Here is a 17,764-nt window from a genome sequence, read left to right as displayed (position 1 = left end):
AAGCTCAATGACCACTATGACGCAGCATTCCACTACCGCCCCTCGCCGTGGTCGCCCCGGTAATGACCGCGGCGACGTGATCACTGCCGCCGTGAGCCTCTTCAACCAACACGGGTACGAGGCCACCACGGTGGGCATGATCGCCGAGCAACTCGGGGTATCCAAATCAGCGATCTACCATCACGTGGCCAGCAAGGAAGAACTCCTGGCAAGCGCCCTCGACCGAGCACTGTCTTCCCTGGAAGGAATGCTTGAGACGGCAAATTCCTCGGGCCGCTCGCCGCTCGAACGCCTTGAGTACGTATTACGGGGCACCGTACAGGTGCTGATCGATGATTTGGAATCGGTGACGCTGTTACTGCGGCTGCGTGGCAATACCGATCTTGAGCGACAAGCCCTCCAGCGGCGCCGGAACTTCAACGTCGCGGTGGCCGAACTCGTCACCGAGGCAGACGATACCGGGGCACTTCGCGCCGACATCGATCCGAGCGTAGCGACCCGCTACGTGTTCGGCATGGTCAACTCCATTACCGAGTGGTATCGCCCTGGCGGGGCGCTCAGCGCCGAGCAAATCGGGGATCAAATCGTCAACCTCGTGTTTAACGGGTTGCGTCCACGCAGCCACTAACGCACTCATGAATGGGGCCGGAGCAATGATTTGCTCCGGCCCACTCGCATTTTCCGCTCCCGCCCGCATGGCTGCAGACAGACGCTCCTATTGCGCGGTGTTCTCCCCGCCGAGCGCCTGCTCCTCCCGCTTCGCCACGAGCGTCAAGACGTCATACGTTGCGACAATCTCTTCGTTCTGGTTCAGCAGCAGAGCATCCCAGACGACCTCTCCGTAGTCCTCGGTCTCGCGCGGAGTAATGCGCTTCGCCGTGAGCTCCACGCGAATCGAGTCGTCGATTCCCACCGGAGTGATGAACCGCAGGTTCTCCATGCCATAGTTCGCGTAGACGGCACTGCGTCCAGGTGCGACGAACAGGCCCGCGGCCCAGCTCACCAGCAGGTAGCCGTGCGCCACAATGCCGGGAAAGAAGGGGTTTACCGCGGCCGCCACCGGATCAGTGTGGGCGTAGAAGACATCCCCAGTGGTGTTTGCGAAGTCAGTGATCTCCTGCTCGGTGGCCTGCCGCAACCCGGACACGAATGCGTCACCGATTTGGAGTGTCTCGAGCGACTTCCGGAAGGGATGAATCGCCCCATTCTCGCCCTCCGGAGTCCCACCAAACGCGGGGTCGCCGACACGATTCTGTGCCGCGCCGCGGTGCCACTGCCCCGTCACCGCAGTCAGCAGATCAGGTGTGCCTTGGATTGCCGTGCGCTGCATGTAGTGCTTGATACCCCGAACACCACCGAGTTCCTCACCGCCCCCGGCGCGCCCCGGCCCGCCGTGAACGAGGGTGGGAAGCGGCGCCCCGTGGCCGGTCGAGGTACGAGCGTTATCGCGGTTGAGCATGTGGATGCGTCCGTGGTACCCGGCAATTCCGCGCGCAAGCTCTCCGGCCTCGCCCATGTCATAGCTGCAGACGGTGGCGACAAGCGAACCATCACCCATTGCCGCTAATTCCACTGCCTCAGCGACGGTGTCATAGCCCAGCACCGAAGTGACCGGCCCGAACGCTTCGGTACTGTGGAGCGCCTCCACGCGATTGTCATCCCACTTCAGCACCACCGGCGACAAGAATGCACCGCGCTGCTCGGCATCCCAGGCATTGCTGCCATAGGCAATCTGACCGCCGGCGGCGACCAGCGAATCCACGGCGGCACGCACGTCACGAAGCTGCTCGAAGGAAGCAAGCGCACCCATCGTCGTGCCCTCTACTCGCGGATCACCCACGGTGACCTTTTCAGCCAGCCGCGCGGCCAACGCATCCACCACCGGTTCTACGAGCGCATGCGGCACGATCACCCGGCGAATCGCGGTACATTTCTGTCCCGCCTTGACTTGCATTTCGTTCGCAACCGCGCGAATGAAGGTCGGGAATTCTGGCGCCTCGGGAGTCACATCGGAGCCGAGGATTGCCGCGTTCAGCGAGTCGGCCTCGGCGGTGAACCGCACCCCACCTTCCTGCACATTCGGATGCTGGCGAAGCCGGTCTGCGGTTGCCTTTGACCCCGTGAACGTGACCATATCGCGGTAATCGAGGTGATCGAGGAGGTCCCGTGCGGAACCCGCAATGAGCTGCAGCGAACCTTCCGGGAGGATGCCCGAGTCAATAATGAGCTTCACGCAGGCGGCGGTGATGTTACTCGTTGGTGTGGCCGGTTTGACGATGCTGGGGACGCCCGCCACGAACGCTGGAGCAAACTTTTCAAGCATGCCCCAGACGGGGAAGTTAAAGGCGTTGATCTCCACGGTGACACCGGGAATACGGCTGTAGATGTGCTCACCGATGAACGAGCCATCCTTTGACATCGGCTCCACGGCGCCGTCGATAATGACATTCGAATTCGGCAGCTCACGCCGCCCCTTCGAACTCATCGTAAAGAGCACACCGATACCGCCATCGACGTCGAAGAAGCAGTCGCCCTTGGTGGCGCCGTTCGCCATTGACAGGTCGTATAGCGATTGCTTGTGTTCGTTGAGGTAGAGGGCAAGTTCCTTGAGTTTGAGAGCACGCTGGTGAATCGTCAGAGCCCCCAGCCCATCTCGCCCGACGGTGCGGGCATATTCAATAACCCTGGCGGTATCGAGCCCCTCACTCGAAACTCGCGCGATTTCTGCGCCGGTTGAGGTGTCGCGAATCGATGTCCCGGTTGTCCCCTGCGGTGGTGTCCACCACGCACCGCATACATAGCTCGGAACAATATCTGCTGCCAGCGATTGAGGCATCGTGTCGGTCATCCTTGTCCGTTTCTGTCTCCCGTGCCACTTCGCACGGATTGAGGTTCTCCTGTTTCCTGACCGAATGGTCGGGAATCCTCACCAGACTACAAGAAGCGGATGGGTGGTGCGAGTTTTCGCAGCACCCATCCGTTTCGTTTTGGTCACTCCCAGTCGTAAAATCCCTTGCCGCTCTTGCGGCCCAATTCCCCGCGCGCAACTTTGTCCCGGAGAATCTGCGGCGGCTCGAACCGTTCGTCGAGGTGCTCGGCAAGGTATTCAGCGATGCCGAGTCGCACATCCAGGCCAACAATGTCGGTGGTCTTCAGCGGTCCAGCTGGATGCTTATAGCCGAGTTCCATAGCTGCGTCAATGTCTTGCGCGCTGGCCACTCCTTCTTCGACCATGCGCATGGCCTCGAGCGCGATCGCAACTCCCAATCGTGAGGAGGCAAAGCCCGGTGAGTCCTTCACCACCACCGGAGTCTTCCCAAGCTGCTCCACCCAACTCGGCGCGCAGCTGGCAACATCCGGTCGAGTCTGCGGAGCGATCACCACTTCGATCAGCGTGGAGGCGGGTACCGGGTTGAAAAAATGCAAGCCCAGGAACTGTGCCGGTCGCGAAAGATTTTCCGCCAAGGTTGCGAGGGAGATCGAGGAGGTGTTGGACGCAAGCACGGCATCGGCGGCAATAACTTGTTCGGCGCTCCGTAACGCCTCGACCTTGGCATCAAAGTCTTCGAACACCGCCTCCACGACAAGATTCGATTTGGTGAGCGCGCCGTAGTCAATCTCAACCTCGAGTCGCTGCACGACCTCATCGAGATTCGCGTCCGTGGCCCCCCGTTCGATCGACTTCGCGACCGAAGCTTCAATCCGCTCGCGCGCCGCAGCTGCTGCAATCGGTTCTCGTTCAATAACGGTGACCCGCGATCCCGCCATCAAGAAGGCGTGCGCGATGCCGCCACCCATGCGGCCACCACCAATCACACCAACATGGCTCGGAAATGGAATGGCTGTGCTCATCATTTACTCCTGTCCCTCAGTGTCCGGCGCCGAGGCCTCGCTCTTGGTCGCTTCCTGTGCCGCACGTCGAGCGCGACGCTCCGCTTTCGCGTCAAGAAATCCCTGCATCCGAGCGAATTTCGCGTCAGACTCAAAGAGCATTCCCTGGGCGAGGTTGTCGATCAGCGGATGCACCTCGCGTGGCGTATGGAATACCGATTTAGTGATCCGCACGGCAAGTGCATCCTGCTGCGCGATGCGGTCGGCCAGCGCGTGGGCTGCCGTGAGCAGGTCATCCGGCTCATGGATCTCCGTAATGAGATGGCAGGCCAAAGCCTCTTGTGCGGTAAGTTGCCGCCCCGCAAGCAAAATCTCTTTTGCAAGGGGTTCACCAACGAGTTCCTTAAGTCGCCATGTGGCCCCGGCCGCAGCCATGATTCCGAGCGCCGTTTCGGGGTTCCCGATCTTCAGGTTGGGTGTCGCAATCCGAAAATCTGCCGCATACGCCAACTCTGCACCACCGCCAAGCGCATAGCCTTCGAGAGCAGCAATAACCGGCATCGGCAGTCTGGCAATGCGATCAAAAATGCCGGAATTGATGCCCAGCAGCGCGTCATCGCGACGCCGCTCTTTGAGCTGCGCGATATCCGCACCCGAAACAAACAGCCCATTCGCTCCGGTGAGGATCAGGATGCGCGGCTGCCGCTCGAGCTCCGCGCAAATCGCGTGCAGTTCATCGACCATCTGTTGATCGATCGCGTTGCGAGTCGGGGCATGGTCAAGGGTCACAGTCACACGATCTTCGGCCTCGGTAAGACGTAGCCGTGCAAATTCTCGGTCGAGTCCGCTCACTACACACGCTCCAGCAGAATCGCGGTGCCCTGTCCGACACCCACACACATTGTGGCCAGCCCCTTATCGACACCCTCTTGTTCCATCCGGTTGAGCAGGGTGATGGCGATCCGTGAACCGGAGGAACCCAACGGGTGCCCGAGGGCGATCGCGCCACCGTTGCGGTTTACGATCTCGTGGTCGAGACCAAGCTGGCGGATGGTTGCCAGTGACTGGGTTGCGAATGCTTCGTTGAGCTCCACCGCACCCAGATCGGAAATCGACCACCCTGCGCGGTCAAGAACTTTCTGCGTAGCCGGTACCGGACCAATGCCCATGATTTCGGGATCAACACCGGCGGATGCGCCACGCACCACTCGAGCGCGAGGCACCAGGTTGTATTTGCTGATCGCCGCCTCGGATGCCAACACAACCGCCGAGGCGCCATCGTTAAGCGAAGAGGAATTACCCGCCGTAACCACACCGCCCTGTTTCACCACCGGACGAAGCTTTGCCAGCACCTCCATCGTGGTGCCCTCGCGTGGCCCCTCATCGGTGTCCACTACCGTGATCGCGCCCTTGCGACCAACAACATCTACGGGAACAATTTCCCGATCGAAACGCCCGGCTGCTATCGCGGCGAAGGCCTTCTTGTGAGATTCCACCGCAAAGGCGTCTGCATCCTCCCGAGAAATCTCAAACCGCTCAGCAACCTCTTCGGCGGTCTCGGGCATCGAGTAGGTCATTTTTCCTTCTCGAGACAATTCACCCGACTCGAAGCGCGGATTTGGGAAGCGCCAACCAATCGAGGTGTCATAGGACTCCCCCGGTTTCGCCCAAGCTTTCCCGGGCTTTTCGACCACCCAGGGAGCTCGGGTCATTGACTCGACACCGCCAACGACAACAATGTCCGCGTCACCGGAGCGGATCATTTGGGATGCGCTGATAATCGCGGTCATCCCGGATGCGCAAAGCCGGTTCACGGTATAACCCGGAACCTCGCGTGGCAAATCAGCAAGGAGCCAGGCCATCCTCGCCACATTGCGATTTTCCTCGCCCGCACCGTTGGCGTTGCCAAAGATGACCTCTTCCACAGCTGCAGGATTGATCTTGGAACGCTTTACCACCTCGCCGATGACAAGTGCGGCCAGATCGTCGGGTCGGATGGATGCCAGTGCGCCGCCATAGCGCCCCACTGGCGTGCGAACTCCATCGATAATGAATGCCTCTGACATGTGACAACTCCTTTGTCGGCCAACTCTCGACGCCTACATTACTGTGGACTCGGTCAGTTTTGTTAACGCTTTGAGCAAGCCACAACACATTGCCACGCTTCAAGAGCCTTCAGGAAAAGAAATCGGCCGGACCAACACGGTCCGACCGACTAGCTGAAGCGGGCAAGCCGCCTCGATCAACGCGATGATTTGGATCGACCCCGGGTGATTGCCTCGAAAATCGCGGTGACGATGACGGCGCCCACCAGCGCAAAGAGCCACACCCAGATATTGAAGAAGCCTTCAAGCGCTTCTGGCCCAACAATGAAGCCGCCTATCCAGCCACCAACAATCCCGCCGACGATGCCAAGAATTACTGTCAACCACAGCGGGTGCTTTCGCTTATCCTTCGTAATCGCCTGCGCTATCAGCCCGACGATCAGACCAATGATTATCCAACTTATCCAGCTCAGTTGCATGATGTCCTCCCCCTTACGGTGAAACTCAGCGTTGCAATGCGAAGACCGCATTGACGCCAGGCTAGCCGCTGTTCATGGTTTATTGGCCCAAAAACGAAATGCGGGAGCTAATTTAAAGCTGCCGACTCACCCAGAGTATTGACGGCCTTCGGCCACAGCTCGCTTCCACGCGGCGGCATAACGCGGCATCAGAATTGCGAAGGTAAAGAGAAAGCCGATTGCGAACGACCACACGAGCATCGCAAACATATTCTCCATCAGTGTCATCGGCAAGAATCCAACGGCATAACCGCCGCAGGTGGTCGCCAAGGATTCGGCGAGCACCAGACGAATAACGTCGCGCTCTTGATATGCACGCTGTCCTTGTGCGAGCTTACGAAGCAGCAAATAGCCCAGCCCGTAACCCGCACAAACGAGCACCGCAATCAGCAGCCAACTGAAGAATACGTCGCCTAGGCCGCTAACCTGGATTTGGGTGCGGCCCAAGTCGGTTCCATATCCAAACAGGAAGAAGGAAACGACCCAGGCCACAAACGTAATGCCAATGATCGAGAGACTTGTCTGGCGTAACGGAGTACGAAATTCCAATGCCAGGACGCGGGTTTCGGATTCATCCGAATCTCGAGATTTGGCCATTGCAGCAGTGTATGCCTATTCGGAGAAGCCAGACTCCACGAGAGCAACCAGGCCATCAATTGCTTCCTGTGCCTGTGCGCCCGTGGCGACGAGTTCCAGCTCGGTACCCTTTTTGGCTCCCATTGCCATAATTCCGAGCAGGCTCTTTGCATCCACACCGTTCACTTTGATTTGCGCGTCAAAGGAACTCGCGGTCTTCACAAAGTCGGCTGCGGGGCGCGCGTGCAGGCCGGTCTCATTCACCAACGTCACGGTGCTGCGGATTTCCTCGGACATAGTGGTTCCCCTCTCGTTTTTTACGTCTGAGCAGTGTTGATTATTCGGCTGACTTCAAGCGATTCGTCGTCGCGACAAAACAATCAATTTGTTTCAGGGCTGCGCCCGATTCGATCGTCTCACGAGCCACCGAAATCTTCTCCACGAGGCGGTCGCGGATGGGCCGTTCGACCGAATCAGGGTCCTTGGCGAGGTCAAAGGCAACCATGCCAGCCGCAGAGTTGAGGAGCACAATGTCACGCACCGCGTTCCTTCCTCGCCCGGCAAGCGTCTCGCGGGCGATCTCAGCGTTCTCCTCCGGAGTGCCACCCAAGAGCTCCTCCAGATCATAGGTCCCCAAACCCAGATCTCGCGGGTGGATGTCATGCTCCGCAATGTCACCTCGAGCGACTTCCCAAATGTGGGAGTACCCGGTCACTGTCAACTCATCCAGCCCGTCATCCCCGCGGAAGACGAGCGCCGCCGCACCACGTGTGCGGAACACACCGGTAATAAGCGGGATCGCTTCATGCTTAGCGACGCCGACTGCAGAGGCCTCCGCGCGCGCCGGGTTCGTGAGCGGCCCAAGGTAATTGAATACCGTCGAGACGCCGAGCTCCTTGCGGACGACACCAGCATGAGCAAAACCGGGATGGAACAAAGAGGCATAGAGGAAGGTCATGCCGGTCTCTTCAAACACCTGCTTCAGGGCCGCTGGTGCCGAGCTGTGATGGGCGCCCAGGGCTGTGAGGACGTCTGAGGCACCGGACTTCGCAGAGGCGGCCCGTCCGCCGTGCTTAATCACTGGCACGCCCGCGGCCGCGATCACAAACGACGACATCGTTGAGACGTTCACCGTACCGATCATGTCACCACCGGTGCCGACAATATCTAGGCCCCACGGAGTGATATCGATCGGTAGCGCGTGGGCGAGCACGGCATCCCGAAACCCGACCAGTTCCTCCACCGTTTCTCCCTTGGCGCGCAACGCTATTAACCACGCCGCAAGTTTGGCCTCGGATACTTTGCCCTGCATGACTTGTTCCATCGCCCAGGTAGCCTGTCGAACCGAGAGATTCAGGCCGTCAAGCAGGGATTCGAGCATTTGGGGCCACGTCTGGAGATCCGTCATGGGAAGAAGTGTATATCCACCTATTAACTCCCCGTGGAACGAGACTTCTCGGATGCGGGCGCGATAATTTCTCGATAGCGAGACTCGCCAGGGTGCGCAAACTTTGCGAACCTGAGAAATCGGTCATAATGGGAACTGTGACTTCCCTAAATCCTGCATCATCGGCACCTCGTGTGCACCGTCCAAACACCGTAGCCATTGGCACCATCGTGTGGCTTGGCTCGGAAGTGATGTTCTTCGCGGGCCTGTTCGCGATCTTCTTCACGCTCCGCGCGATGGCGCCAGAGCAGTTCGCTGCTGGCCACGATGTCTTGAACATCCCCTTCGCCGTCATTAACACGCTCATCCTGGTCTCGAGTTCGGTGACCTGCCAGCTTGGCGTTATGGCTGCCGAACGCGGCCAGCGTTTCCGCATCAAGGGCAAGGGCTGGGGCACGGTTGAGTGGTACTACCTCTCGGCAGTGCTCGGCTCGATCTTCATGGGCGGTCAGGTCTGGGAGTACGCAACCCTCGTGAGCGAGGGCTATGTCCTCAACCTGAACGCCTACACCAGCGTGTTCTTCATGTCGACTGGCTTCCACGGCCTCCACGTGCTCGGCGGCATCCTTGCCTTCTTCGTGGTGATTGCTCGTCTGTACGCGGTAAAGAAGATGGGGCAGCGCGAAATGCAGAGCGCGATGGCCATCTCCTACTACTGGCACTTCGTTGACGTGGTCTGGGTAGGCCTGTTCTTCGTCATCTACCTCCTTCCGTTCATCGCCTAACGGCGCATTAGCCCCAGTCGAGAGAGTTTTTTCAATGTCACTTGCCACGAAGTCCCCGTCGTCTGCGAAGAAGTCACGCAAACGCTCACGTCGGACACCGCTCGCAACGGCCGCACTACTCGGCGTCGGACTCCTGCTTTCAGGTGGTGCTTACGGAGCAGTAGACACGCTGGTTGCGAATGCTGCTGAAGACACCGTGGAGGTCGACATGACCGCCACCGAGACCATCGCCGAAGGTGAGGCGCTGTTCAGCGCAAACTGCGCCACCTGTCACGGTATGGACGCCGTCGGTACCGACAACGGTCCGAGCTTGATCGGTGTCGGTTCCGCCTCGGTCCACTTCCAGGTTGGCACCGGTCGTATGCCCATGCAGAAGAACGCACCGCAAGCGCCGTCCAAGCAGAACCAGTTCACCGAAGAACAGACGCTGCAGATGGCTGCCTACGTGGCATCACTCGCCCCTGGCCCCGCGATTCCCGACTCCAAGTACACGCAGGCTGATGGCAATGCCGCGCACGGTGCCGAGCTCTTCCGTATCAACTGCGCCATGTGCCACAACGTTGCTGCCGCCGGTGGTGCGCTGACCGAAGGTAAGTACGCTCCCGAGCTGCAGACTGTGGATCCGGTCCACATCTACGAAGCCATGCAGACCGGCCCACAGAACATGCCTGTGTTCAGTGACACGAACCTCACTGCACAGGACAAGGCAGACATCATCACAGCAATCGTGTGGATGACTGACAACACCAACATGGTCGGTGGCTACAACCTCGGTGGTGTTGGCCCCGTCGCTGAAGGTCTCTTTATCTGGGTATTCGGCATCGGTGGTTCAGTCGCATTTGCGATTTGGCTCACCAACCGCCCGAACTAACTCTTCCTAAGCACAAGATTTTAACTCCGAATTTCAACCCAGAAAGGGACAACCATGGCTGAAGACGAACACGGCGGGGAGCTCCGTACCGCCAATTCGTCCGATCGCTCGGGGAACTCCGGAACGGCGCTTATCGCCGCAGAAAGTTTCGAAGACCCGGGTCATCCGGAACACGGACACCGAGTGACCGACAGCGACCCGAATAAGGAAAAGAACGCACAGCGCTGGATCGTCGCGCTGTTCTGGGTCTCATTGGTCGCCTCGATCTTCGCGATTGTCGCGTACTTCGTTTGGCCGATCTCGCGTGAGGACATCACTTCCGTACGTGGGAATAACTTCTTCATCGGTATCGGTATCGCACTGGCAATGCTGGCCGTGGGTGTCGGCACGGTTGCCTGGGCGAAGTACCTCATGAAGGACGAGGAGATGTCCGAGGCGCGCCACAAGACCGGCGCGAGCCCCGCGACCGCGAAGCGCGTCGGGGAAATCTTTGCTCAGGCGGACGCAGAATCAGGGTTCAGCCGTCGCAAGCTGCTCCGCAACTCGCTGATTACTGCAGTCCTAGCGCTCCCCCTGCCTGGCATTGTGCTGCTGCGTGACCTCTACAACGGAAATAACGAGCATCCGGTCAAGCTCCTCAGCGAGACCATGTGGGATGAGGGTGTGCGCCTCGTTCGCGATCCATCGGGCACCCCCATCAAGGCTTCCGACGTCACCGTTGGTTCTGCGTTCCACGTCATCCCCGAAGGACTTAATGACCTCGGTCACGACGAGCTGCTGAACGCCAAGGCAAAGGCCGTCGTATTGCTCATGCGTCTGCCGGAAGACCGCCTCAACGAGCGTCCGGAGCGCGAGGGTTGGTCCTATCACGGCATCGTGGCCTACTCGAAGGTCTGCACGCACGTGGGTTGCCCCGTGGCACTCTACGAGCAGCAGACTCACCACCTCCTTTGCCCCTGCCACCAGTCGCAGTTCGACGTGACCAACCACTGTGAGGTCATCTTCGGACCGGCCGGTCGCCCGCTGCCGCAGCTGCCGATCACCGTCGACAATGACGGTTATCTTGTTGCGCAGAGCGACTTCCACGAACCTGTTGGCCCGACCTTCTGGGAGCGTCGTAATGACTACAACGTATAAGTCGCCTGTCGCAGAAGACAGCGCCATTGCCAAGGCCTCGGTCTGGATCGATGAGCGCACGAGCATCTCGGGGGCCGTCAAGGAATTCGGCCGTAAGATCTTCCCCGACCACTGGTCATTCATGTTGGGTGAGGTGGCGCTATATAGCTTCATCGCTATCTTGCTCTCGGGCACGTTCCTGACGTTCTTCTTTGACCCGACCATGACCCACACCACCTACAACGGCCAGTACGTGCCGTTGAAGGGTATTGGCATGTCCGGCGCCATGGCCTCAACCCTCGATATCTCCTTTGATATTCGAGGGGGCCTGCTCATGCGTCAGGTCCACCACTGGGCAGCGCTGCTGTTCGTGGCATCGATCATGCTCCACATGGCCCGCGTGTTCTTCACCGGCGCCTTCCGCAAGCCTCGCGAGCTGAACTGGATTATCGGTCTGGTGCTTTGGATCATCGCGATGCTAGAGGGCTTCTCCGGCTACTCGCTCCCCGATGACCTGCTCTCGGGTAACGGTCTTCGCATTGTTGACGGCATGATCCTGGCAATTCCGCTCGTGGGTACCTGGATCTCCTTCCTCATGTTCGGCGGCGAATTCCCTGGCACCGACATTGTTGGCCGCCTGTACTCGCTGCACATCATGATCCTGCCGGCGCTGCTGATCGTGTTCCTCGCGATGCACTTGCTGCTGATGGTCGTCCACAAGCACACGCAGTGGCCTGGGCCCGGTAAGACCGAGAACAATGTTGTCGGAAACCCTGTGCTGCCTGTCTTCGCAGGTAAGGCAGTCGGCTTCATGTTCATCATCATGGGTCTGATCTTCACGATCGCTTCGTTCTTCCAAATCAACCCGGTCTGGAACTACGGCCCCTTCGACCCCTCCCCTGTTTCGGCTGGTACGCAGCCTGACTGGTACATCGGGTTCGGTGACGGCGCCCTGCGTCTTATCCCGCCAGGGTGGGAGGTACCGCTGGGTAACTTCACGCTCTCACTCGCGATCCTTGTGCCGTTCGCACTCATGGGTGTCTTCGTTATCGGCCTGTTTGTATACCCGTTCCTCGAATCGTGGATCACCGGTGATAAGCGCGAGCACCACCTGCTCGATCGTCCGCGCAATGCCCCGTTCCGCACGGCACTCGGTGCTGCTTGGATCAGCTTCTACGCAACTATGTGGGCAGCGGCTTCCTCGGACCTTATTGCGACGCACTTCCAGCTCGCGATGGAGCACGTGATTCACTTCCTGCAGTTCTGGCTCATCCCGGGTACGTTCATCGTCTTCTTCGTGGTGCACCGCGCGTGCATTGCGTTGCAGAAGCAGGACCGCGCGGTTGCGCTCCACGGTCACGAATCTGGTCGCGTTATTCGCCTGCCGCACGGTGAATTCCAGGAGATCCACGTGCCGCTTACCGAGACCGAGCAGTTCGAGCTCAGCAACTACGACACGTTTGCACCGGTCAAGCCATACATCGACCCTGAAACGGGGAAGACCAAGGGCAAGCTGCGCTCACGTCTGTCGCGCTGGTTCTTCGCTGACCGCGTCGAGGGTGCTACCCCGGCCGAAGTGGAGGCTGCAAAGCACCACGGCCACGGTGAACTGCACTAGCGGTCTACCGACAACCTAAGTATCGAATGAGGGCTCCGATTTATCGGAGCCCTCATTCTTTTCCCTTTTACGTCAACTCGTTCACTGCGCGTGCTAGCGACGAGCGAACTAGCGACGTTCCGGATAGTTGAGAAAGGCGCGTTCCAGCGTCCGCATGGCAGCTTTGGACAGGGGTTTCTCAAATGGCCGAACCACGAGTCGCCGGTTTTTTCCAGATCCTTCGCTCCCCCAGGTAGCCACGATCCTGCCGTTGGCATACACCACGGGTTTAAAAACACCGTTGCGAGCCGTATCGATTTTGCGGTGGTGGTCGTCCGAGACTATGGCGCTGCGGTCCTGATATCCCAGCAGCAGCTCATCAAACGGCGGCAGGAGCCTCGCAGCGGCGATTGCAGCGTGGTTCTGTTCTACATACGGAGTCAATCCGCCAGCGCCCCACAGCGGCTCGCCTGCGGCGTTCAGTCCATAATGCTCCAGCTCCGCACCACCCAGGAAAGTATTCATTGCCTTTCGAACCTGCCCCAGCGGCAGCTTCGTCCACCACGCAAAATCTCGCAGTGTGGCAGGCCCGTGGCCGACGAGATAGCGACGCAGCCATTCAGCAGTGGCAGCTAGCTCATCGCCGTTAAACCGAGCTTCGAGGGTTCCTGACGCCGGCAACCAATCGGCAGCGCTCACCACAAGATGCTCGCGCCCCCGCAGCGGGCCATAGACCAACGTTCCGGAGGCGATCAGCGTGAACAGCACGTGATATCGCTGTGCCGCGTTGAGTAGGGTTCCGCTCTGTTCGAGGCCGTCACTCAATTCGCCGCGGGAAAGCGCGCCCTCGGGCGCTTCCGCCAGTAACCGGAGGATCGCTTCTTTGATCCTGCCGAGATACTCATCAGTGAGTCCGAGTTCGATGCGCCTGCGGGTGGCCGCGCGGACCGACCGGGTACCGGCTATTGCACTCATCCACTGCACATCGGCTGCGGGAACGGCGAACACGGTGCCACGCATCGGATACGCGCGGACGATATGGGCAGAGTCAAAGGCGGCGACCACATCTGTGGGGTTGCCGCCACTTCGTAGGGCCAGGGCAGCAATGACTCCGCCCAGGTGTTGTCCCTGCGTGCAAGCGAGCCGTTCGGCGGCCTGCAGCGGGGTTTGCGACGCAGTGGGCGATACGAGTCCCTGGGATAGGAGCCGATGGCTCACGAGGTCTTGGAACGCCAAAGGAGCCTGTTCGGACATGTCGCAGAGTATATGCGACGAGTCCCAACAGGCTCCTCTTTGGCAGTGGCTAAACCCTAGTGGCCGAACTTGCCTCGGTAGGTTTCAAACATCCAACCGAGCAGGCCCACAACCGCGAACGGAATGAACCAGAAGATCGGCCACCAGCCAACAGCGATGCTCCAAAAGACTCCAGCAACCGCTGCAGCCGTGATGAACGGCCACATGGTGTGCGGCATGAAGAATCCGAGGTCTTCATCGGCGTCGGCAATTTCAGCATCCTCACGGTCTTCCGGAAGTTGCTTCTTCGCGAAGGGCTTGTTCTCAAAGCCCATGTAGAACGCGATGAAGGCGCTGAACAGCGTCATCAGGAAGAAGGCGACAATACCAACCCATTCCGGGTTTCCATCAATCGAAGTCCATACCGCATAGGCGACGGTCATGATCAGATAGAAGGCGGTAAGCGCCCAGAGCATATTGCGAATTGTACGCATGGTAAGTCGTTATGCCTTTCCGCCAACAGCTACCGGCTCATCGTGTGCGCCAGGTGCCGAGTACTCCGGGTGGTTGAGGTCGAATGCCGGACGCTCCGAGCGGATGCGCGGGATCGACGTGAAGTTGTGACGCGGCGGCGGGCAGCTGGTCGCCCATTCGAGCGAGCCACCGTAGCCCCACGGGTCATTCACGGTCACCTTCTTGCCACGGGTGTGCGTCAGGAAGACGTTCAAGAAGAACGGAATCATCGATACCGCGAGGATGATTGCACCGATGGTCGACACCTGGTTCATCCACGTGAAGTTATCTTCCGGCTGGTACGTGTAGTAACGACGCGGCATACCCATGACACCCAGCCAGTGCTGGACGAGGAACGTCAGGTGGAAGCCGATGAACAGCAACCAGAAGTGCCACTTACCGAGGCTTTCGTTGAGCATCTTGCCGGTCCACTTTGGCCACCAGAAATAGAAGCCAGCGAACATGGCGAATACCACGGTACCGAAGATCACGTAGTGGAAGTGCGCAACTACGAAGTAGGTGTCAGAGACTTGGAAGTCGAGCATCGGCGAAGCCAGGATGACACCGGTCAGACCACCGAAGAGGAAGCTCACGATGAAGCCCAGCGACCACAGCATCGGTGTCTCGAAGGTGATCGAACCGCGCCACATCGTACCGAGCCAGTTGAAGATCTTCACACCGGTTGGCACGGCGATGAGCATGGTCATCAAAGCGAAGAAGGGCAGCAGCACCGAACCGGTCACGTACATGTGGTGAGCCCAGACCGAAGCAGACAACGCGGCAATCGAAATCGTGGCCAGAACCAGCGTCTTGTACCCAAAGATCGGCTTCCGGCTAAACACCGGGAAGATCTCGGACACGATACCGAAGAACGGTAGCGCGATCACATACACCTCTGGGTGGCCGAAGAACCAGAACAGGTGCTGGTAGAGGATCGCACCGCCAGCATCCACGTCATAAATATGGGTCAACAGCACGCGGTCCATCAGCAGCGCGAACCAGGCCACGGTGAGCACCGGGAATGCGAACAGGACGAGGATCGAGGTGATCAGAATGTTCCAGGTGAAGACCGGCATACGCCACATGGTCATACCCGGAGCACGCATCGTGATCGTGGTCGTGATGAAGTTCACCGCACCGAAGATGGTGGCGTAACCGGTCATCGCCAGTCCGGCGATCCACAGGTCACCGCCGACGCCCGGTGAGTAGGTCGATAGCGACAGGGGCGTGTATGCGGTCCAACCGAAGGACGCCGCACCTGCCGGAGTCAGGAAGCCCATCACCGCGATGACGGCACCGAAGGAGTACAGCCAGTATGCGAATGCGTTCAGTCGCGGGAACGCGACATCGGCGGTACCGATCTGCAGCGGAACCATGACGTTCGCAAAGCCCGAGAACAGCGGAGTCGCGAACATCAGCAGCATGATCGTGCCGTGCATCGTGAACAGCTGGTTGTACTGCTCCTTGTTGGCGATGAGCTCCATGCCCGGCTCAAAGAGCTGCGCACGGATAAGCAGTGCCATCACACCACCGATGCAGAACCACACGACCGAGGATACGAAGTACATGTACCCGATCATCTTGTGGTCGGTGGTGGTGAGCATCTTCAAAATCAGATTGCCCTTCCTACCGGTCTTGTTGACCGATAGGTCCTGCTCTGCGACTGGCTCGGAGCCAGCGGCAGCAGGTCTATTCAATGTAGAAGTCATTTCACCCTGCCCTAGTGCTCTTCTTCTTCATGCTGGATGACCGGGACGCTGGTGCCCGGGTTGTCAAGTTCGCGGTTGTATTCGTCACCGCGTGCGCCCGTGTTGCCCTGGTCACGGAGCGACTGGATGTAGTCGTTGTACTCGGCTTCCGAGACAACCTCGACCTGGAAGAGCATCATCGAGTGGTATTCACCACAGAGCTCGGCGCACTTGCCGATGTACACGCCCTCGCGCTCGGCGACGAAAGAGAATTCGTTCGTCTTGCCCGGGATGGTGTCTTCCTTGTAGTTGAATTCAGGAACCCAGAAGGAGTGAGCAACGTCGCGCGACTTGAGGTCGAGCGTCACGTTCGCGCCCACGGGTACATAGAGAGTGGGGAGCTGACCGTAGTCAACTTCACCGGTCGTCTTACCCTCTGCGTCACGAAGTTCGACTGCCTGAACACCCTGGTAGTAGACGTCGCCGTCGTACTGCGAGCCTTCAACCTCGAGGTAGTTGAAGTCCCAAGCCCACTGCTTGCCGTACACCTCAATGCGCACGTCAAGCTCGTCAGCAGCCCAGTTGTCCTCCACGATGGCCTGGTCGCGTGCGGTGAAGGCGAAGAAGCCACCCACCAGCACAACCGGGATAACCGTGAAGAGGATTTCAATCGGCATGTGGTAGCGCATCTGGACGGGAAGACCCACCTCATTCTTCCGGCGGCGGTACACAACCGTCGCCCAAATGATGAGGCCCCAGACAAAGAAACCGATTGCCAACAGGACTACCCAGGAGTTCACCCAGAAGGTAGCAGTCATGTCACCGACGTCGGTCGTACCCGGAAGGCCAGGCATGTAGCCATTGAGTTCCTGAGCCGTGCATCCAGAGAGCACGAGCGCTAGGACACCGCTCAACGAGAGCGCTGTCCACTTTTTACGGTGGTTCTTCCGCACGTTGGACCTTTCGAGAAGACGCATACAGACGATTCCCAGTGTAGCCCTATTCCGACACTCGCTTGTCAATCGGCAAAGCCCGCGTGGCGTGTTTCACCAAATAGTTCACTGACTGCAAGGGGTCTTTCGGAAAGCAGTGCGGCGCCCACACCCAGCAGGATGTGAGCGCCGCACTGACGCCACTGTCGTCCGCGAAGGGACGGGGATCGATAGCTTTAGTGGAACGAATCACCGCAGGCACAGCTCCCGCCGGCATTGGGATTGTCAATGTTGAAGCCCTGCTTTTCGATCGTGTCGGAAAAATCGATCGACGCACCGTCCAGATACGGGATGCTCATCTCGTCAATGATGAGTTCGACGCCGTCGAAGTCGACGCTCGCGTCGTTTTCCAACTCGCGCTCGTCGAAATAGAGCTGGTAAATCAGACCGGAACAGCCACCGGGCTGCACTGCTACGCGCAGGCGCAGATCATAGCGGCCCTCCTGGTTCAGCAGTGCCTTCACCTTGTCCACCGCAGCCTGGGTAAGCGTCACATTGTGGCTGTTTTCAGTGACGGTAATGCCGTTCAGCGCAGTCGTCATGGTTCCTCCTCATCAACAGTCCTCGACACGTTCGTGCGTCGTCTTCGCCTCAACGCCGACTCGCAGGAAA

At 59.2% G+C, this 17,764-nt stretch carries 18 protein-coding genes; 5 read left to right on the top strand and 13 right to left on the bottom strand.

The features are described from left to right. The first annotated feature begins 7 nt into the window (after positions 1 to 7). A complete protein-coding gene (locus F8O05_RS04255; RefSeq protein WP_318655807.1) occupies positions 8 to 628 on the top strand; it encodes a TetR/AcrR family transcriptional regulator in 621 nt (206 codons plus the stop codon). Between the two features lie 87 nt (positions 629 to 715). Here the strand turns inward: F8O05_RS04255 and paaZ are convergent, their stop codons facing one another. The 8 genes from paaZ to trpD all read right to left on the bottom strand — a co-directional run bounded on the left by paaZ (position 716) and on the right by trpD (position 8,378). Further along, positions 716 to 2,848 (bottom strand): phenylacetic acid degradation bifunctional protein PaaZ, encoded by a 2,133-nt coding sequence (paaZ, locus tag F8O05_RS04250; RefSeq protein WP_158051522.1) that lies wholly within the window; start codon positions 2,846 to 2,848, stop codon positions 716 to 718. Between the two features lie 143 nt (positions 2,849 to 2,991). Next, positions 2,992 to 3,855 carry a 3-hydroxyacyl-CoA dehydrogenase family protein gene (locus F8O05_RS04245; protein ID WP_158051521.1) on the bottom strand — a complete coding sequence of 288 codons (864 nt, stop codon included), beginning with the start codon at positions 3,853 to 3,855 and terminating at the stop codon, positions 2,992 to 2,994. Further along, a complete protein-coding gene (locus tag F8O05_RS04240) occupies positions 3,856 to 4,683 on the bottom strand; it encodes an enoyl-CoA hydratase/isomerase family protein (RefSeq protein WP_158051520.1) in 828 nt (275 codons plus the stop codon). It abuts the gene before it with no gap. Continuing rightward, the gene (locus tag F8O05_RS04235; RefSeq protein WP_158051519.1) at positions 4,683 to 5,897 is read right to left on the bottom strand and encodes a thiolase family protein; all 1,215 of its coding nucleotides are present in this window, start codon (positions 5,895 to 5,897) and stop codon (positions 4,683 to 4,685) included. Before F8O05_RS04235 ends, F8O05_RS04240 begins: the two co-directional genes overlap by 1 nt. Positions 5,898 to 6,073: 176 nt before the next feature. Continuing rightward, positions 6,074 to 6,355, bottom strand: a complete 282-nt coding sequence (locus F8O05_RS04230; protein WP_192497032.1) for a GlsB/YeaQ/YmgE family stress response membrane protein — start codon at positions 6,353 to 6,355, stop codon at positions 6,074 to 6,076. Between the two features lie 126 nt (positions 6,356 to 6,481). Further along, positions 6,482 to 6,991 (bottom strand): hypothetical protein, encoded by a 510-nt coding sequence (locus F8O05_RS04225; RefSeq protein WP_158051517.1) that lies wholly within the window; start codon positions 6,989 to 6,991, stop codon positions 6,482 to 6,484. A 15-nt stretch (positions 6,992 to 7,006) separates the two neighbouring features. Next, on the bottom strand, positions 7,007 to 7,267 hold the full coding sequence (locus tag F8O05_RS04220) for an HPr family phosphocarrier protein (RefSeq protein WP_192497031.1): 261 nt from the start codon (positions 7,265 to 7,267) through the stop codon (positions 7,007 to 7,009). A gap of 40 nt (positions 7,268 to 7,307) precedes the next feature. Then, complete coding sequence (gene trpD / locus F8O05_RS04215; RefSeq protein WP_158051516.1) at positions 7,308 to 8,378, bottom strand: anthranilate phosphoribosyltransferase; 1,071 nt, start codon at positions 8,376 to 8,378, stop codon at positions 7,308 to 7,310. 128 nt (positions 8,379 to 8,506) lie between these two features. Between trpD and ctaE the strand changes: the two genes are divergently transcribed. Genes ctaE through qcrB form a run of 4 tightly spaced genes read left to right on the top strand, consistent with a single transcriptional unit; the run spans position 8,507 to position 12,747 of the window. Further along, positions 8,507 to 9,142, top strand: coding sequence for an aa3-type cytochrome oxidase subunit III (ctaE, locus tag F8O05_RS04210; protein WP_158051515.1), 636 nt, complete (start codon positions 8,507 to 8,509; stop codon positions 9,140 to 9,142). A 34-nt stretch (positions 9,143 to 9,176) separates the two neighbouring features. Next, a complete protein-coding gene (gene qcrC, locus F8O05_RS04205) occupies positions 9,177 to 10,013 on the top strand; it encodes a cytochrome bc1 complex diheme cytochrome c subunit (RefSeq protein ID WP_158051514.1) in 837 nt (278 codons plus the stop codon). Between the two features lie 54 nt (positions 10,014 to 10,067). After that, positions 10,068 to 11,150, top strand: a complete 1,083-nt coding sequence (qcrA, locus tag F8O05_RS04200) for a cytochrome bc1 complex Rieske iron-sulfur subunit (RefSeq protein ID WP_158051513.1) — start codon at positions 10,068 to 10,070, stop codon at positions 11,148 to 11,150. Next, positions 11,134 to 12,747, top strand: a complete 1,614-nt coding sequence (qcrB, locus tag F8O05_RS04195) for a cytochrome bc1 complex cytochrome b subunit (protein WP_158051512.1) — start codon at positions 11,134 to 11,136, stop codon at positions 12,745 to 12,747. Before qcrA ends, qcrB begins: the two co-directional genes overlap by 17 nt. A 108-nt stretch (positions 12,748 to 12,855) precedes the next feature. On the opposite strand, the gene F8O05_RS04190 is transcribed toward qcrB, so the two are convergent. From F8O05_RS04190 to F8O05_RS04170, 5 genes are all read right to left on the bottom strand, one after another. Next, positions 12,856 to 13,980: a winged helix DNA-binding domain-containing protein gene (locus tag F8O05_RS04190; protein WP_158051511.1), complete on the bottom strand. Its 1,125-nt coding sequence runs from the start codon at positions 13,978 to 13,980 to the stop codon at positions 12,856 to 12,858. A gap of 56 nt (positions 13,981 to 14,036) precedes the next feature. Beyond that, positions 14,037 to 14,453, bottom strand: a complete 417-nt coding sequence (gene ctaF / locus F8O05_RS04185; protein ID WP_158051510.1) for an aa3-type cytochrome oxidase subunit IV — start codon at positions 14,451 to 14,453, stop codon at positions 14,037 to 14,039. Between the two features lie 9 nt (positions 14,454 to 14,462). Next, entirely contained in the window at positions 14,463 to 16,181 is a 1,719-nt protein-coding gene (gene ctaD, locus F8O05_RS04180) for an aa3-type cytochrome oxidase subunit I (RefSeq protein ID WP_158051509.1), read from the bottom strand. An 11-nt stretch (positions 16,182 to 16,192) separates the two neighbouring features. After that, positions 16,193 to 17,074, bottom strand: coding sequence for an aa3-type cytochrome oxidase subunit II (ctaC, locus tag F8O05_RS04175; protein WP_225735724.1), 882 nt, complete (start codon positions 17,072 to 17,074; stop codon positions 16,193 to 16,195). Positions 17,075 to 17,328: 254 nt separating this feature from the next. Beyond that, positions 17,329 to 17,694 (bottom strand): HesB/IscA family protein, encoded by a 366-nt coding sequence (locus tag F8O05_RS04170; RefSeq protein ID WP_158051508.1) that lies wholly within the window; start codon positions 17,692 to 17,694, stop codon positions 17,329 to 17,331. Between the last annotated feature and the right edge of the window lie 70 nt (positions 17,695 to 17,764).

It is taken from the genome of Gulosibacter chungangensis (assembly GCF_008831155.1).
In the GTDB taxonomy this organism is placed as follows: domain Bacteria; phylum Actinomycetota; class Actinomycetes; order Actinomycetales; family Microbacteriaceae; genus Gulosibacter; species Gulosibacter chungangensis.
Note: the sequence above shows the minus strand (reverse complement) of the source record. Positions and strands in the feature narration are given on the sequence as shown.

Excerpts from the sequence above, each read along its gene's own strand:
- qcrB (WP_158051512.1), top strand. The coding sequence starts at position 11,134 with ATGACTACAACGTATAAGTCGCCTGTCGCAGAAGACAGCGCCATTGCC.
- F8O05_RS04225 (WP_158051517.1), bottom strand. The coding sequence starts at position 6,991 with ATGGCCAAATCTCGAGATTCGGATGAATCCGAAACCCGCGTCCTGGCA.
- F8O05_RS04245 (WP_158051521.1), bottom strand. The coding sequence starts at position 3,855 with ATGATGAGCACAGCCATTCCATTTCCGAGCCATGTTGGTGTGATTGGT.
- F8O05_RS04170 (WP_158051508.1), bottom strand. The coding sequence starts at position 17,694 with ATGACGACTGCGCTGAACGGCATTACCGTCACTGAAAACAGCCACAAT.
- F8O05_RS04230 (WP_192497032.1), bottom strand. The coding sequence starts at position 6,355 with ATGCAACTGAGCTGGATAAGTTGGATAATCATTGGTCTGATCGTCGGG.
- F8O05_RS04220 (WP_192497031.1), bottom strand. The coding sequence starts at position 7,267 with ATGTCCGAGGAAATCCGCAGCACCGTGACGTTGGTGAATGAGACCGGC.
- qcrC (WP_158051514.1), top strand. The coding sequence starts at position 9,177 with ATGTCACTTGCCACGAAGTCCCCGTCGTCTGCGAAGAAGTCACGCAAA.
- F8O05_RS04255 (WP_318655807.1), top strand. The coding sequence starts at position 8 with ATGACCACTATGACGCAGCATTCCACTACCGCCCCTCGCCGTGGTCGC.
- paaZ (WP_158051522.1), bottom strand. The coding sequence starts at position 2,848 with ATGACCGACACGATGCCTCAATCGCTGGCAGCAGATATTGTTCCGAGC.
- trpD (WP_158051516.1), bottom strand. The coding sequence starts at position 8,378 with ATGACGGATCTCCAGACGTGGCCCCAAATGCTCGAATCCCTGCTTGAC.
- qcrA (WP_158051513.1), top strand. The coding sequence starts at position 10,068 with ATGGCTGAAGACGAACACGGCGGGGAGCTCCGTACCGCCAATTCGTCC.
- F8O05_RS04190 (WP_158051511.1), bottom strand. The coding sequence starts at position 13,980 with ATGTCCGAACAGGCTCCTTTGGCGTTCCAAGACCTCGTGAGCCATCGG.
- ctaD (WP_158051509.1), bottom strand. The coding sequence starts at position 16,181 with ATGACTTCTACATTGAATAGACCTGCTGCCGCTGGCTCCGAGCCAGTC.
- ctaE (WP_158051515.1), top strand. The coding sequence starts at position 8,507 with ATGGGAACTGTGACTTCCCTAAATCCTGCATCATCGGCACCTCGTGTG.
- F8O05_RS04235 (WP_158051519.1), bottom strand. The coding sequence starts at position 5,897 with ATGTCAGAGGCATTCATTATCGATGGAGTTCGCACGCCAGTGGGGCGC.
- ctaF (WP_158051510.1), bottom strand. The coding sequence starts at position 14,453 with ATGCGTACAATTCGCAATATGCTCTGGGCGCTTACCGCCTTCTATCTG.